We start from the raw sequence: 16209 nt of genomic DNA, 5'->3' as shown, positions 1-16209 counted from the left end.
GGTACTATGCAACAGCGAACAGTTGCTGGTCAGCTTTCGCTTCCAACTGCGCCAGCGCGGGAATCAATTGGCTGATGTTGACCAGACTGTGTCCTAACTGGCATATGCTCTCATACGCAAAATGTTCCTGACCTTCACCCCCCATGGTCAGCAGGCTTTCGCCCATAAAATTCAGCGTCTGGTACAACCCTGCCAGCGCCTCTTCACAGCCAAACGATAGCGCCAGATTTTCTTCAGTAGTGAGATGGCTACAATCAAGATGGCGGAACGCCTCGGCGAGTGAGAAATACAGTAGATCGGCCTGTGAAATGAGAGAATAGCGGACATTAAAATGGGGATAAAACGTAGTTAGTCATGCCATCAGCAGGTAATATGACGATACGCAAAAAGTACGCCATCAATTGCTAAATCATCGCGTCCAAGAAGGTTTGGGAGAGTTCAATGTCTTCAGCGTTTCAGCATCGATTCATTCTGACTGGTGGCCCAGGGTCAGGCAAAAGCACGATAATTGATACGATTATAAAACGAGGGTTTTGGTGTTCTAAAGAAGCTGGAAGAGGTGTGATCCAAGACCAGGTTAACATCGGCGGCGATGCATTACCGTGGGCCAACCAGACTGCATTTGCAGATCTGATGCTATCCTGGGAAATGCGTTCGTGGCATGAAGCGGAAGGGCATACACAACCCTGCTTCTTTGATCGTGGTGTTCCTGATGTTGTAGGTTATTTACGTCTTTCTGAACTTACCATACCGAGGCATCTGGAAAACGCCATCGAGAAATTTCGCTATAACCGAATCGTATTTATTGCACCACCCTGGCGTGAAATATATGTACAGGACACAGAGCGCAAACAATCTTTCGATGTTGCCATCGCGACATATCACGCAATGGTAAAAACATACCGTATGTATGACTATCAGTTGATTGAATTACCATGTGTTTCTGTAGAAGAGCGAGTGGATTTTATTCTTTCCAGGATAAAACCCTGCTAAGACGGCAACTACGTGTAGTGGTGAATCACCATGCATGAATCTGTCATATTCTAGTGGACATATAGCTTCCGCTCCTGGCACAAAGCCCTCCCAATCCCCTATCATCGATTCTCGTATCAACCGCAGCATCCTGAAAAACTACGTATTATTGCGAGACACTTTCCTGTTTCCTCCAGCAAGCATTTCCCCTTACTCCCCATTTTTTTACTCTCTAGTCTCAACTTGTCAATTCATAATGTAGTTTATAAAATACATGGAACGTCATCATGGAAATTCTTCAGACAATGGTTTTCCGGCGTTGGGAGCAAAACCTACGGGACAGGAGAGCTAAAACGCTCATTGCCACACGCCTTTTTCGTCTGGCTAATGGTTTAGCTGGTGATGTTAAACCTGTGGGGGAAGGCGTCAGCGAAATGCGCATTTCTTACGGTCCTGGCTACAGGATTTACTTTAAACAGCAAGGTTGCCGCATCATCATTTTGTTATGTGGGGGCGATAAAAGCTCACAAGCCAACGATATTACTCTTGCAAAAATGCTCGCCCGTACACTGGATTCACAGGAGATCTTCTGCCATGAATAAACTTACTCACTACGATCCCGCGACTGCGCTGGTTGATGATGAAGAAATTGCCGTGTTTATGGCCGATGCCCTCGAAACAGGCGATGCAGCATACATTGCAAAAGCACTGGGCGTGGTAGCTCGCGCTAAGGGAATGGCGAACATTGCGGCAGAAACGGGATTATCCCGCGAGCAGCTTTATCGCTCTTTTAGTGAGAAAGGTAACCCGACGCTGAAAACCACCCTTGCAGTGATGAAGGTACTCGGCATTGAATTGACACTTAAAAAATAGCCTCAGCTTCTATCTCCCCCTTCCAACATCGTGAGCCATATCAGTAAGGCGTTAGCCTGATAGTGGTAGCATTAGCGCGGTTTGTAATTTTCTGATTACATGGAGAAATGATGGAACTGCTTTTATTGAGTAACTCGACGCTGCCGGGCAAAGGCTGGATGGAACATGCGCTGCCGCTGATTGCTGAACAACTGAATGGTCGCCGTACGGCGGTGTTTATTCCGTTCGCTGGCGTGACGCAAACCTGGGATGAGTACACGGCGAAAACGGCAGCCATCTTTGCGCCAATGGGCGTCAACGTTACGGGTATTCATACCGTTGCCGACCCGATTGCCGCTATTGAAAACGCAGAGCTGGTGATTGTCGGCGGGGGTAATACCTTCCAGTTACTGAAAGAAAGCCGCGAACGCGGACTGCTGGCGCCGATTGTGGATGTCGTCAAACGCGGTGCGCTGTATATCGGCTGGAGCGCGGGTTCCAACCTTGCCTGCCAGACCATCCGCACCACCAACGACATGCCGATTGTCGATCCAAAAGGTTTTGATGCCCTGGGTCTGTTCCCGCTGCAGATTAACCCACATTTCACCAACGCGCTGCCGGAAGGCCACAAAGGCGAAACGCGTGAACAGCGTATCCGCGAGCTGCTGGTTGTGGCACCGGAGCTGACGGTGATTGGCCTGCCGGAAGGGAACTGGATTAAGGTAAGTAACGGTCAATCCGTGCTCGGCGGCCCGAACACCACGTATATCTTTAAAGCGGGTGAAGAAGCGGTTGCCGTTGAAGCAGGCCACTGCTTTTAGTTGATTTGTTGTCTGATGCCTGATGGCGCTGCGCTTATCCGGGCTACAACTGTAGGCCTGATAAGCGCAGCGCCATCAGGCAGTTCAGCGCACATTGCCGGATGCGGCTTCGCCTTATCCGGCCTACCGGACTGCGCCATCGGGCAATATTTCACCTGTCCTCATTAGTAATCATCCCGCCCATCGTCTTCATCCGGCTGTTCCAGCACGCTGTAAGCCACGGAGCAAAACAGCGAGTTCAGACGCTGCATATCGCCCAACAGCGCCAGGTGCAAGGAGCTGGTTTCGATGCTCTGCACGTTCTGCTGATGCAGACGGTCAACGTGCGCATGCGAATAACGACGATTGAGAATACGGAAGCGGTGCTTGCTGCGGCGCAGACGACGGGCACTGGTCACATCTCCTGAGAAGAACACCGACATCGCCAGTTGCAGATTGCTGAGCAACTGATCGTAGAGCGCATCCAGTTCTTTCAGCCCTTCGACAGAGAATGCCCGGCGAGCGGCCAGCGACTTATCGGCTATCTCGCTGCCCATACGTTCGACAATATCGGAAGCCTGTTCAAGGTTGAGCGACATTTCGATAATCTCCGCCCAACGGCGCGATTCCTCTTCCGCCAGCTCATCCTTTGGCATCCGCGCCAGATAGAGCTTAATTGCCGTGTACAGCACGTTAATATCATCCGCCATCCTGCGCAGCTCTTTCTCTTCACGCGGTTCGCCGTGCATTACTTTCTTCAGCCCGTCCATCATCTGCTCCATCGCGTCACCGATACGCAGGGCTTCACGGGCGGCATTGGCCAGAGCGAGCGTCGGCGTATCCAGCGCGCTGACGTCCAGATGCTTGGGTTTCAGATGTGCATCCAGCTCCGGCTCATCGCGGATGATGCGCTTACAAAAACGCGCCATCGGTTCGGCGAACGGCACCATCGCCACGCAGCGCACCAGGTTGTAGAAGACGTGGAAGTAGATAACCAGTTCAGATTTCGGCAGCGGCAGTTCATCCATCAGATTGGCCAGCGGATGAACAAACGGCAGGATAATCAGGCTGCCCACCAGCTTAAACAGCAGGCTACCGAGCGCCACACGGCGTGCTGCGGCGTTAGCGGCGCTGTTATTCAACATCGCCAGCAGACCGGACCCGAGGTTAGCACCAATCACCAGACACAACGCCACCGGGAACGAGATAATACCTGCCGCGGTCAGCGTGGCCGTCAGCAGCACCGCCGCCAGGCTGGAGTAACTGATAATCGCAAACATGGCGCCAATCAGCGCATCGAGCATAATATCGCCGGTGAGCGAGGCAAAAATAACCTGTACACCATTAGCCTGGGTGATCGGCGTTACCGCCTGCACAATCAGCTCCAGCGCCAGCAAAATCAACCCCAGCCCAATACCGACCCGCCCCAGTTGCCCCACGCGGGACTGCTTACGGCCGAGAAAGAAGATCACGCCGATAAAAATCAGCAGTGGTGACAGCCAGGAGAGATCGAAGGTCAGGATACGCGCCATCAGCGCGGTCCCCACGTCGGCACCCAGCACTATGACCAGCGCAGGGGTAAGCGCCACGAGATCTTGTGCAACAAACGAGGTCACCAGCATGGTGGTGGCGTTGCTGCTTTGCACCAGCGCCGTTACGCCGATACCCGCACAAAAGGCGAGCGGCTTCTTTTCAACACTACGGCTGAGCACGGTACGCAAACGGGCGCCGAAGACGCGCATCACGCCGGTACGCACAATATGCGTACCCCAAACCAGCATAGATACAGCAGAAAGCAGGTGTAACAGAGTTAACACGGAATCAGGTTCTCCTTATTTTTATGGTTTTTTGAGGCTCATTTGCCTGATGGCGCTGCGCTTATCAGGCCTACAAATCATCCCTATGTAGGCCGGATAAGGCGTTTACGCCGCCATCCGGCAACGGCCCCCTTTCAGTATAAGGGTTTAAACGTAATAAAGAGACAGGGCACTCATTGAGCGCCCTGTTTGTTGTAAAGAAAGATGACAGTTTTGTGAATCAGTCGGCGTCATAGCCGAGGTTCGGCGCTAACCAGCGCTCCACTTCCGCCACGCTCATCCCTTTACGGAAGGCATAATCTTCAACCTGATCGCGCTGGATTTGCGCCACGGCGTAGTACTTGCTGTCCGGATGACTGAAATACCAGCCGGAAACCGACGCGCCTGGCCACATGGCGAAGGATTCGGTGAGCTTCATCCCGGTGTGAGCTTCCACATCCAGCAGTTCCCAGATGGTGGCTTTTTCGGTGTGTTCCGGGCACGCCGGATAGCCTGGTGCCGGGCGAATCCCCTGGTAGTTTTCGCGGATCAGCTCCTCGTTACTGAGGTTCTCATTCGCCGCATAGCCCCAGTAGACTTTACGCACGCGCTCATGCAGATATTCTGCGAACGCTTCCGCCAGACGGTCAGCGATCGCTTTCACCATGATCTTGTTGTAGTCGTCGTGCTGGGCTTCGAAGGCGTCCGCCAGCGCATCTTCCTCAAGACCGCCGGTCACCGCGAAAGCACCGATATAATCCGCTTTGCCACTCAGTTTCGGCGCAACAAAGTCAGACAGGCAGTAGTTGGCGAAACCGACTTTTTCCGTCTGCTGGCGCAGATGATGACTCACGTTGATGACGTGCGTACGCGTCTCGTCACGGTAGATCTCGATATCGTCACCCACGCGGTTTGCCGGGAATAACCCCACCACGCCGCGCGGATTCAGGGTCTTCTCGGTGCTGAGTTTATCCAGCATGTCGTTAGCGTCTTTGAACAGGCGCTTCGCCTCTTCTCCTACTACCTCATCTTCGAGAATGCGCGGGTATTTCCCGGCCAGCGACCAGGTCATAAAGAACGGCGTCCAGTCGATGTAATTGCGCAGGGTTTCGATGCTGGCTTCCACTTCCTGCACGCCCAGACGGTGCGCCACCGGCGGGGTGTAGTTTTCCCAGTCGAAGGCCAGATCGTTGTCGCGGGCAGCCTGTAACGTTACTGGCGGGGTACGCGGTTTCTTACGCGCATGCTGGATACGCACGGTTTCGTACTCTTTACGCGTACGGGCGACAAAGTCATCGCGCTGGGTGTCAGAGAGCAGCGCAGCCACCACGCCAACGGTACGCGAGGCATTCTGCACGTACACCGTCGGGCCACTGTAGTTCTGCTCAATTTTCACCGCCGTGTGTGCTTTTGAGGTGGTCGCACCGCCAATCAGCAGCGGAATAGTGAATCCCTGACGCTCCATCTCTTTCGCCACGTTGACCATTTCATCCAGCGATGGGGTAATCAGCCCGGAAAGGCCAATCAGATCGGCATTCACTTCACGCGCCGTTCTGAGGATTTTCTCCGCGGGCACCATCACGCCAAGATCGACGATTTCGTAGTTGTTACATTGCAGCACCACGCCGACAATGTTTTTGCCGATATCGTGCACATCGCCCTTCACGGTCGCGATGACCATTTTGCCGTTGCTGGAGCCTTTCTCTTTGCTGGCCTCAATGTACGGTTCGAGGTACGCCACCGCCTGCTTCATCACGCGGGCGGATTTCACCACCTGCGGCAGGAACATTTTGCCCTCGCCGAACAGATCGCCAACGACGTTCATGCCGTCCATCAGCGGTCCTTCAATAACTTCGATCGGACGCGCAGCCTGCTGGCGCGCTTCCTCGGTATCCAGCTCAATAAACTCGGTAATGCCTTTCACCAGCGAGTATTCGAGGCGCTTTTTCACGTCCCAGGTGCGCCATTCCGCCATCTGGGCATTCGCCGTGTCGTCGGTTTTACTGCCGCGATATTTCTCTGCCAGCTCCAGCAGTCGTTCGGTGCCATCGTCACGACGGTTGAGGATCACATCTTCAACAGCATCGCGCAGCTCGGCGGGCAAGTCGTCGTAAATAGCCAGCTGTCCGGCGTTGACGATCCCCATGTCCATGCCGTTGCGAATGGCGTAGTAGAGGAATACCGCGTGAATGGCTTCACGTACCGGGTCGTTGCCACGGAACGAGAATGAAACGTTAGAAACGCCGCCGGAGATCAGCGCGTGCGGCAGTTCGCGTTTGATGTCTTCACACGCGCCGATAAAGTCCTGCGCGTAGTTGTTGTGCTCATCAATACCGGTCGCGACAGCAAAGATGTTCGGGTCGAAGATGATATCTTCCGGCGGGAAGCCCACCTCTTCGGTAAGAATTTTGTACGCCCGACGGCAGATTTCGATTTTACGTGCGCGGGTGTCGGCCTGCCCTTGCTCGTCAAAGGCCATCACCACCACCGCGGCACCGTAGCGACGCAGCAGCTTCGCGTGATGGATAAAGGTCTCAACCCCCTCTTTCATCGAGATGGAGTTAACGATGCCTTTACCCTGAATGCACTTCAGCCCTTTCTCGATAACGTCCCATTTCGAGGAGTCGATCATAATCGGCACGCGGGCGATATCCGGCTCACCGGCGATCAGGTTGAGAAAACGCACCATTGCCGCTTCGGCGTCGAGCATCCCCTCATCCATGTTGATATCGATGATCTGCGCGCCGCTTTCCACCTGCTGACGGGCGACGTCCAGCGCTTCGCTGTATTTCTCTTCTTTGATCAGGCGTTTAAACTTCGCCGAACCGGTGACGTTGGTACGCTCGCCAACGTTCACAAACAGGCTGTCGTCGCCGATGTTCAGCGGCTCAAGGCCGGAAAGGCGGCAGGCAACCGGGATTTCCGGCAAGCGGCGCGGCGGTAAGCCATCCACTGCGCGGCTCATGGCGGCGATATGTTCCGGCGTGGTGCCGCAGCAGCCGCCGACGATATTCAGGAAACCGGCCTCAGCCCACTCGCGAATCTGCGCCGCCATGGTGTCGGCGTCGAGATCGTATTCACCAAAGGCGTTCGGCAGACCGGCGTTCGGGTGCGCGGTGACGTAGCATTCAGCAATGCGCGACAGTTCCTGCACGTACTGGCGCAGCTCGTCCGGGCCTAACGCGCAGTTCAGACCGAAGGTCAGCGCATCGGCGTGGCGCAGGGAGTTGTAGAATGCTTCGGTAGTCTGGCCGGAGAGCGTACGCCCGGAAGCATCGGTGATGGTGCCGGAGAGCATAATCGGCAGCTCAACGCCCAGCGCTTCGAATTCGGTTTTAACCGCGAAAATAGCGGCTTTGGCGTTCAGAGTATCGAAGACGGTTTCAATCAGGATCAGGTCACTGCCGCCTTCCACCAGCGCTTTGGTGGATTCACGGTAGGCGGCCACCAGCTGATCAAAGGTAATGTTGCGGTAAGCCGGGTCGTTAACATCAGGCGAGATAGACGCCGTACGGTTCGTTGGGCCGAGCACGCCTGCGACGTAGCGCGGTTTTTCCGGCGTGCGCGCCGTCCATTCGTCAGCCGCCGCACGCGCCAGTTTGGCTGCCGCAAAGTTGATTTCCGCCGACAGGGATTCCATCTGGTAATCCGCCATGGCGATAGTCGTCGAGTTAAAGGTGTTGGTTTCGATGATATCCGCGCCCGCCTCAAAGTAGGCGTTATGGATGGCGGCGATGACCTCCGGTTTGCTGAGCACCAACAAGTCGTTGTTACCTTTCAGATCGCACGGCCAGTCGGCAAAGCGTTCGCCGCGGAAATCCTCTTCGCTCAGACGATATCCCTGGATCATGGTGCCCATACCGCCGTCCAGCACCAGAATACGTTCATTTAACTGCTGACGTAATTGTTCTACTTTGCTGCTCACACTCGCTCCCGACAACGCTCAACCAGACCGAAAAAAACTCAACAGGTCATACTGGCACAAACCTGAGAGGCGGAAAAGAGAACAACGGCCAACATGAGACATGTTCAGCTTCACTCATCCGATCAGTACAGGAATTCTTGCATTATAATTGAATAAAACGAAAATGATTTCCACGATACAGAAAAGGAGTCTGCCATGGTAGCCACTGTCCCCGCGAAACGCGGTAGAAAACCCGCCGCTGCTACTGCGCCTGCAACCGGGCAGGTTCAGTCTCTGACCCGCGGCCTGAAGCTGCTGGAGTGGATTGCGGAATCCAACGGCAGCGTGGCGCTGACCGAGCTGGCTCAGCAGGCCGGCCTGCCAAACTCCACGACTCACCGTTTGCTGACCACCATGCAGCAGCAGGGTTTTGTCCGTCAGGTGGGTGAATTAGGCCACTGGGCAGTAGGTGCGCATGCGTTCATCGTGGGCAGCAGCTTTTTGCAAAGCCGTAATCTGCTGGCAATTGTGCATCCGATCCTGCGCAAGCTGATGGAAGATTCCGGTGAGACGGTAAACCTGGCCGTGCTGGATCAAAGCGACCATCAGGCCATTATTATCGACCAGGTGCAGTGCACCCAACTGATGCGCATGTCCGCGCCTATCGGCGGCAAGCTGCCGATGCACGCCTCCGGTGCGGGTAAGGCGTTTTTATCCCAACTGAGCGAAGAACAAGTGACTGGCCTGTTGCACCGTAAAGGCCTGCATGCTTATACACACGCCACGCTGGTGTCGCCAGTGCATCTGAAAGAGGATTTGGCCCAGACGCGCAAGCGCGGCTATTCCTTTGATGATGAGGAACATGCGCTGGGTCTGCGCTGCGTGGCGTCGTGCATTTATGACGAGCACCGCGAGCCGTTCGCTGCGATTTCCATTTCCGGACCCATTTCGCGTATTACCGACGATCGCGTGACCGAGTTTGGCGCCATGGCGATCAAAGCGGCGAAAGAAGTGACGCTGGCGTACGGTGGATTTCGCTAGGATGGGGTTGCCGGGTGGCGGCTACGCCTTACCCGGCCTGCTATCCAGGGTTAGGGCAGATTTGTAGACCTGATAAGCGTAGCGCATCAGGCTCGGCGCACATTGCCGGATGGCGGCGCAAGTGCCTTATCCGGCCTACGGTCGGTTTCATAACGCACGCTGAACCGCTGCCGACGCCGGTAGGCGTAAACATCTTCCACGTGACCGTTTTTGATGCGCGTCTGTAGGCCGCGCCAGTAGTCAGCGCTGAACAGGTCAGCGTGCATCTCTTCAAATAGCGGCCCTATACGCGGGTCGGCACATAGCCAGTGACGAAATTCTTCCGGGAAGACATCTCCCGGCGATACGCTGTACCACGGCTCAGCGCTCATCTCATCTTCCGGGTAGCGTGGCGGCGGGATATGGCGGAAATTCACCTCAGTCATGTAGCAGATTTCATCGTAATCGTAGAACACCACACGCCCGTGACGGGTCACGCCGAAGTTCTTAAATAGCATATCGCCGGGGAAAATATTGGCGGCGGCCAGCTGACGAATGGCGTTGCCGTACTCTTCAATGGCATCGCGCAGTTGCTGACCTTCGACCTGCTCCAGCCAGATATTCAGCGGTACCATCCGTCGTTCAATATACAGATGGCGAATGACAATCTGATCGCCGAGATCGGTAATTTTTTCCGGGGCTTCCTGCAATAACAGCGCCATCAGCGCCGGATCGATTTGCCGTTTCTCCAGCACAAAATTCTCGAATTCCTGGGTGTCAGCCATCCGCCCAACACGATCGTGTTCTTTAACCAGTTGATAGCAGGCGCGGACGTGGGCGGCAGACATCTCTTTTTGCGGGGCAAATTTGTCTTTGATGATTTTAAACACCCGGTCAAAACCCGGCAGCGTAAACACCAACATCACCATGCCGCGGATCCCAGGCGCTTCAATAAATTGCTCATCGCAATGGGCAAGATAGAGCAGATATTCGCGGTAACTTTCGGTCTTCGCGTGTTTCTGACAGCCAATCGCCATGTACAGTTCGGCGGTGGTTTTACCGGGCAGGATCTCGCGCAGCCACTCCACCAGCGCCGCGGGCAAAGGGGCGTAAACCATAAAATAGGAGCGGGCGAAGCCAAACACAATGCTCGCCTCCGCCGTCGTGGTCAGACAGGTATCGACAAACAATTCGCCTTCATCAGTCCGGTGGATTGGCAGTAAAAACGGTAGCGTCCCCGAAGGAGTAATCAGCTTACCGACCAGCCAGGCGGCCTTGTTGCGATAAAACAGTTCGTTCGCCACCTGTAAATGGCAGCCCGACAACACATCCGCTCCCAGGGTTTCGGTCAGGTGTTCGATGATGTAGTGGATATCACGATGTTTGTTCTGCCACGGCAGACGCAGGGGCAGATCGCTAAGGACGCGCGTCAGCAGCCACTCCCAGCCGGTATCCGGAAAAAAGTCTTTCGCCAGCGGACGTGGGATCGTGCGAAAACGGCGCTCTGGCTGAGAACTGAAAATAAACAGCCGCTCGGGAGTCAGCGAGCGGTGGTCAAATAACCGACAGTAAACGGAGTTAAAGAAACTCTCCGCAATCTCGAAGCGCGGGTAATCCGGCAGTAGCCGGGTGTAATGCTCTTTCACGCGAAGTAAAAAATCCGCGTCGGTACTTTTGCCGTCAGTAATGCAGCGCAACTGCTCCACCACCAGACCCACGTGATGATCGTAAAGGTGAATACGGCTTTTCATCGCCTGCTGAACCGCATGCCAGTCGGCATGTTCAAAACGCTGCTGCGCGCCGGAGGTGACTTCCAGAAAACGCCCGTACTGGGCGTCGAAACCTTGCAAGATAGTCTGAGCAATCAGTAATTCCAGGCCACGCGTCATCAATGTCTCCCATCCGGCACAACGTCATGCCGGATGGCGCGTTCGCTTATCCGGCCTACATCCCTTCGTAGGCCCGGTAAGCGCAGCGCCACCGGGCATTGTTCAAAACTGCGATTCTTCGGTCGAGCCGGTCAGCGCGGTCACCGAAGAAGCTCCGCCCTGAATGATGGTGGTGACTTTGTCGAAGTAACCTGTGCCCACTTCCTGCTGATGGGAGACGAAGGTGTAACCGTCTTTAGCTGCCGCAAATTCTGGCTGCTGAACCTTCTCAACATAATGGCGCATGCCTTCACCCTGCGCATAGGAGTGCGCGAGGTCGAACATGTTGAACCACATGCTGTGGATACCCGCCAGGGTAATGAACTGGTATTTGTAACCCATATCCGACAATTGCTGCTGGAAGCTGGCGATGGTTTTGTCATCCAGGTTTTTCTGCCAGTTAAACGACGGCGAACAGTTGTAAGCCAGCAGTTTGCCTGGGTATTTCGCGTGGATCGCATCGGCAAAGCGCTTCGCCAGTTCAAGGTCCGGCGTGGAGGTTTCACACCACACCAGATCCGCATACGGTGCGTAGGCCAGACCACGGCTGATCGCCTGCTCAATACCCGCATGCGTACGGTAGAACCCTTCGCTGGTACGTTCGCCAGTGATGAACTCGCTGTCGTATGGGTCGCAATCAGACGTAATCAGATCGGCTGCGTCGGCATCGGTACGTGCAATCACCAGCGTCGGCACACCCATGACGTCGGCTGCCAGACGGGCGGCCACCAGTTTCTGGATAGCTTCCTGCGTCGGAACCAGCACTTTGCCGCCCATGTGACCACATTTTTTCACCGATGCGAGCTGATCTTCGAAGTGAACGGCCGCTGCACCAGCCTCAATCATCGATTTCATTAGTTCAAACGCGTTCAGTACGCCGCCAAACCCTGCTTCCGCATCGGCAACGATCGGCAGGAAGTAATCGACATAGCGAGGATCGTTCGGCTCAATACCGGTTGACCATTGGATCTGATCGGCGCGACGGAATGTGTTGTTGATCCGATCAACCACCGCCGGGACGGAGTTCGCCGGATACAGCGATTGGTCCGGGTACATGCTGGATGCCAGGTTGGCATCTGCCGCCACCTGCCAGCCTGAAAGGTAGACCGCTTCAATACCGGCTTTCGCCTGCTGCAGCGCCTGACCGCCGGTCAGCGCGCCGAGGCTGTTGATATAACCTTTCTTCGATTCGCCGTGCAGCAGACGCCACATTTTCGCCGCGCCAAGCTGCGCCAGCGTGCATTCCGGGTTGACCGAGCCACGTAATTTCACCACTTCCTCCGCGCTATATGGACGGGTGATGCCTTCCCAGCGCGGTTGAGTCCATTCTTTCTGTAATTCTTCGATTTGTTGAGTACGGGTTTTCATGTGCAGATGCTCCATATTGTTATGTGGTGAATTACGCCAGCAGGCGGTAGCCTGGCAGGGTCAAGAAATCGATCAGTTCATCAGAGGTAGTGATTTGCTCCATCAGGCGCGCGGCATCGTCAAAACGCCCGCTGCTGTAGCGGTGTTCGCCCAGCTCGTCCTGAATCACTAGCATCTCTTCGGCCAGCATCTGACGGAACAGCGGTTTGGTAACCGGCTTGCCGTTGCTGAGCGTCTTCTCGTGGTGGATCCACTGCCAGATGGAGGTACGGGAGATTTCGGCGGTGGCCGCGTCTTCCATCAGACCGTAAATCGGTACGCAGCCGTTACCGGAGATCCACGCTTCGATGTACTGCACCGCGACACGGATATTGGCGCGCATGCCTTCTTCAGTACGCTCACCTTCACAAGGTGCCAGCAGTTGCTCTGCGGTAATCGGGGCATCTTCTTCACGGGTCACGAACAGCTGATTTTTGTTTTCACCGAGTATGTCGTTGAACACCGCCATGGCGGTATCTGCCAGTCCCGGATGGGCAATCCATGTGCCGTCATGACCGTTATTTGCTTCCAGTGCTTTGTCCGCTTTTACCTTGGTCAAAACCTGGTTGTTACGTTCCGCATCTTTGCTGGGAATGAATGCAGCCATGCCGCCCATCGCGAATGCGCCACGTTTATGACAGGTTTTAATCAGCAGACGCGAATAGGCACTGAGGAATGGCTTATCCATCGTCACCACCTGACGGTCCGGCAGCACGCGATCCGGGTGGTTCTTCAGCGTTTTGATATAGCTAAAAATGTAGTCCCAACGACCGCAGTTCAGACCCACAATGTGGTCACGCAGGGCGTGCAGAATTTCGTCCATCTGGAAGACGGCAGGCAGCGTTTCAATCAGCAGGGTCGCTTTAATGGTGCCGCGCGGCAGGTTAAAGCGGTCCTCTGCATAGCTGAACACTTCGCTCCACCATGCCGCTTCTTGCCAGGCCTGCGTTTTTGGCAGATAGAAATAAGGGCCGCTGCCTTTCGCCAGCAACGTTTTGTAGTTGTGGAAGAAATAGAGGGCAAAGTCGAACAGGCTGCCCGGGATAGATTCGCCACGCCAGGTGACGTGTTTTTCCGGCAGATGCAGACCACGAACGCGACATACCAACAGAGCCGGATTAGGCTTGAGCTGATAAATTTTACCCGCTTCGTTGGTGTAGCTAATGGTGCCATTGACCGCATCGCGCAGGTTGATCTGCCCGTCGATAACTTTGCTCCACTCAGGAGCCAGTGAATCTTCGAAGTCAGCCATAAAGACTTTGACGTTCGCGTTCAGCGCGTTGATGACCATCTTGCGCTCAACGGGTCCGGTGATCTCTACGCGGCGATCCAGTAAATCATCAGGAATTCCGCGAATTTTCCAGTCACCTTCACGAATGGAAGCTGTTTCCGAAATAAAATCAGGCAACTTACCGTCATCAATATCCTGCTGCTGCTGGATACGTGCAGCCAGAAGTTTATTCCGCTTTGGCGTAAATCTTGTCACCAGTTCAGTCAGAAACTCCACTGCTTCAGCGGTCAGAATTTGCTGTTCCTGTTCGCCACGCGGCCTGGTGAAGACCAGTTCATCGGTTGTCGTTGCCTGTTGATTCATTGCGTAGTTCCTCGTCATTGATCCAAACACATCCCCAATGCGAACGAAGGATCGTTGTGCGCTTTTCGTTCAGCACAACTAAGACTACTCATTTAAATTTCAAAATCAAAAACAATTTCCATTTTTAATTTAATTATCAATTAACCTATTGATAACAATATAAATAAAATTTAATTACACGATGAGGTGCGTTTCGGAAATAAAAAAGGCACCCAAAGGTGCCTGATTCAATATGCTGAAACGCTTAAGGATCGTCTGCTACAGAAGATTAATCCAGCGTTGGATTCATGTGACGCAGATCATATGGCGTGATCTGGTAGACGTAATAGTTGAGCCAGTTGGTAAACAACAAATTACCGTGGCTACGCCAGGTTGCCCGCGGTTTGTTTTGCGGGTCATCTTTCGGGAAATAGTTATAGGGTACTTCCGGCGATAAGCCCGCTTCGACGTCACGAAAATATTCGCTGCCGAGTGTATGGTCGTCATACTCAGGATGACCCGTCACGAAGGCGATACGTTTGTCTTTGCTGGCAAACAGGTAGGCATCTCCCTCTTCGGTTTCAGCAAAGATCTCGAGATCGGTGTAGTCGCGGATAAGCGCTGCAGGGAAATCAGCATAGCGCGAATGCGGGGCCAGGAACGCATCATCGAATCCACGCGTCAGTAGCGCATGAGGGTGCAGAATATGGTGCTCATAGACGCCTGAGAGTTTGTCCGTGCGGGTTTGCTTGGGAATTCCGTACAGGATATTCAACGCGGCCTGCACCGCCCAACAGACAAATAACGTCGAGGTAACGTGATCTTTGGCCCATTCAAGCACTTGCTTAATCTGCGGCCAGTAAGCCACATCATTAAATTCAACCAGGCCCAACGGTGCGCCGGTCACGATCAATCCGTCAAAGTTCTGATCGCAGATATCCTCGAAATTACAGTAGAAGTTATTCAGATGCTCCGTTGGGGTGTTGCGTGACTCGCGGGCATCGATGCGCAATAGCTGAACATCTACCTGCAGCGGTGAGTTAGACAGTAAGCGCAGGAACTGGTTTTCCGTTTCAATCTTCTTGGGCATCAGGTTAAGGATGAGCACCTTCAGTGGACGAATTTCCTGACCGGAAGCGCGGGATGTCGTCATCACGAAGACGTTTTCCTCACGCAAAAAATTGACGGCGGGTAGCTCGTCCTGCACGCGAATTGGCATAACCTGATAACCTCACAACATACGTTTAAACGTTTAGACATCCAGATAGCTGAAGATACCCAGGAATCATGCGAATGTCGAGCCTGCATCCTCAAGTTGAGAAAGTTTCACGGCTCCTTGCTGTAGAATAGTGCAGTAAAGAAAAAAAGGAGAATGCTATGAACCTTACCATTCGTCGTTCGCGTCAGGACGAAGGAGATAAGTTAGTTTCTATTTGGTGTCGCTCAGTAGATGCCACGCACCATTTCCTCTCTGCGGATTATCGGATTGAGCTGGAGGAGCTGGTACGTTCATTTTTACCAGAAGCCCCTCTGTGGGTTGCAGTGACAGAACAGGATGAGCCCGTCGCCTTTATGCTCCTGACCGACCAGCATATAGATGCTTTGTTTGTCGATCCGGATGTGCGTGGTAGTGGCGTTGGTAAACTGCTGATTGAACATGCTTTATCAATGAGTTCAACGCTAACAACCAACGTTAACGAGCAGAATGAGCAAGCGGTTGGATTCTATAAGAAGATGGGATTTAGCGTGACGGGACGTACAGAGGTGGACGATCTCGGACGACCGTACCCGTTACTCAACCTCGTACGCGGGTAGCAGGACTAGCTTTTGTAGGCCGGATAAGGCGATACGCCGCATCCGGCAGTATGCAGACGTGTTGCCTGATGCGCTGCGCTTATCAGGCCTACAAAATACGTTCAGCCCGGCCCCTGTAGGCCGGATAAGGCGGTACGCCGCA

13 protein-coding genes are annotated in these 16209 nt (G+C 54.1%); 6 read left to right on the top strand and 7 right to left on the bottom strand.

What is annotated here, in order from left to right:
• Window positions 1-4 precede the first annotated feature (4 nt).
• The gene (locus tag OGY13_RS01105; RefSeq protein ID WP_226804268.1) at window positions 5-187 is read right to left on the bottom strand and encodes a hypothetical protein; all 183 of its coding nucleotides are present in this window, start codon (window positions 185-187) and stop codon (window positions 5-7) included.
• A 254-nt stretch (window positions 188-441) separates the two neighbouring features.
• On the opposite strand from OGY13_RS01105, the gene OGY13_RS01100 reads away from it, so the two are divergent.
• The 4 genes from OGY13_RS01100 (at window position 442) to pepE (ending at window position 2645) form a co-directional block, all read left to right on the top strand.
• Window positions 442-993: an AAA family ATPase gene (locus OGY13_RS01100; RefSeq protein WP_003826517.1), complete on the top strand. Its 552-nt coding sequence runs from the start codon at window positions 442-444 to the stop codon at window positions 991-993.
• 263 nt (window positions 994-1256) lie between these two features.
• Window positions 1257-1574, top strand: coding sequence for a type II toxin-antitoxin system RelE/ParE family toxin (locus tag OGY13_RS01095; protein WP_032942059.1), 318 nt, complete (start codon window positions 1257-1259; stop codon window positions 1572-1574).
• The gene (locus tag OGY13_RS01090) at window positions 1567-1845 is read left to right on the top strand and encodes an addiction module antidote protein (protein ID WP_032942057.1); all 279 of its coding nucleotides are present in this window, start codon (window positions 1567-1569) and stop codon (window positions 1843-1845) included. The genes OGY13_RS01095 and OGY13_RS01090 overlap by 8 nt, the downstream gene beginning before the upstream one ends.
• 110 nt (window positions 1846-1955) lie before the next feature.
• Window positions 1956-2645, top strand: a complete 690-nt coding sequence (gene pepE / locus OGY13_RS01085; RefSeq protein WP_032942056.1) for a dipeptidase PepE — start codon at window positions 1956-1958, stop codon at window positions 2643-2645.
• A 164-nt stretch (window positions 2646-2809) separates the two neighbouring features.
• Here pepE and OGY13_RS01080 read toward each other — a convergent pair whose 3' ends face one another.
• Together OGY13_RS01080 and metH are read right to left on the bottom strand one after the other, a co-directional pair.
• The gene (locus OGY13_RS01080; RefSeq protein ID WP_128612477.1) at window positions 2810-4441 is read right to left on the bottom strand and encodes a Na/Pi cotransporter family protein; all 1632 of its coding nucleotides are present in this window, start codon (window positions 4439-4441) and stop codon (window positions 2810-2812) included.
• 220 nt (window positions 4442-4661) lie between these two features.
• Window positions 4662-8345, bottom strand: coding sequence for a methionine synthase (gene metH / locus OGY13_RS01075; RefSeq protein ID WP_057068603.1), 3684 nt, complete (start codon window positions 8343-8345; stop codon window positions 4662-4664).
• A gap of 195 nt (window positions 8346-8540) precedes the next feature.
• Between metH and iclR the strand changes: the two genes are divergently transcribed.
• A complete protein-coding gene (iclR, locus tag OGY13_RS01070) occupies window positions 8541-9365 on the top strand; it encodes a glyoxylate bypass operon transcriptional repressor IclR (protein WP_003826510.1) in 825 nt (274 codons plus the stop codon).
• Window positions 9366-9451: 86 nt separating this feature from the next.
• On the opposite strand, the gene aceK is transcribed toward iclR, so the two are convergent.
• The 4 genes from aceK to metA all read right to left on the bottom strand — a co-directional run bounded on the left by aceK (window position 9452) and on the right by metA (window position 15471).
• Window positions 9452-11233, bottom strand: a complete 1782-nt coding sequence (aceK, locus tag OGY13_RS01065; RefSeq protein WP_003826508.1) for a bifunctional isocitrate dehydrogenase kinase/phosphatase — start codon at window positions 11231-11233, stop codon at window positions 9452-9454.
• A 102-nt stretch (window positions 11234-11335) separates the two neighbouring features.
• On the bottom strand, window positions 11336-12640 hold the full coding sequence (aceA, locus tag OGY13_RS01060; RefSeq protein WP_003826506.1) for an isocitrate lyase: 1305 nt from the start codon (window positions 12638-12640) through the stop codon (window positions 11336-11338).
• 31 nt (window positions 12641-12671) lie between these two features.
• The gene (gene aceB, locus OGY13_RS01055) at window positions 12672-14273 is read right to left on the bottom strand and encodes a malate synthase A (protein WP_213753016.1); all 1602 of its coding nucleotides are present in this window, start codon (window positions 14271-14273) and stop codon (window positions 12672-12674) included.
• A gap of 268 nt (window positions 14274-14541) precedes the next feature.
• Window positions 14542-15471 carry a homoserine O-acetyltransferase MetA gene (gene metA, locus OGY13_RS01050; RefSeq protein WP_003826503.1) on the bottom strand — a complete coding sequence of 310 codons (930 nt, stop codon included), beginning with the start codon at window positions 15469-15471 and terminating at the stop codon, window positions 14542-14544.
• 158 nt (window positions 15472-15629) lie between these two features.
• On the opposite strand from metA, the gene OGY13_RS01045 reads away from it, so the two are divergent.
• The gene (locus tag OGY13_RS01045) at window positions 15630-16067 is read left to right on the top strand and encodes an acetyltransferase (protein ID WP_003826501.1); all 438 of its coding nucleotides are present in this window, start codon (window positions 15630-15632) and stop codon (window positions 16065-16067) included.
• Window positions 16068-16209 lie beyond the last annotated feature (142 nt).

The sequence above is a fragment of the Citrobacter sp. Cpo045 genome (assembly GCF_030332875.1).
Taxonomy (GTDB): domain Bacteria; phylum Pseudomonadota; class Gammaproteobacteria; order Enterobacterales; family Enterobacteriaceae; genus Citrobacter; species Citrobacter portucalensis.
Note: the sequence above shows the minus strand (reverse complement) of the source record. Positions and strands in the feature narration are given on the sequence as shown.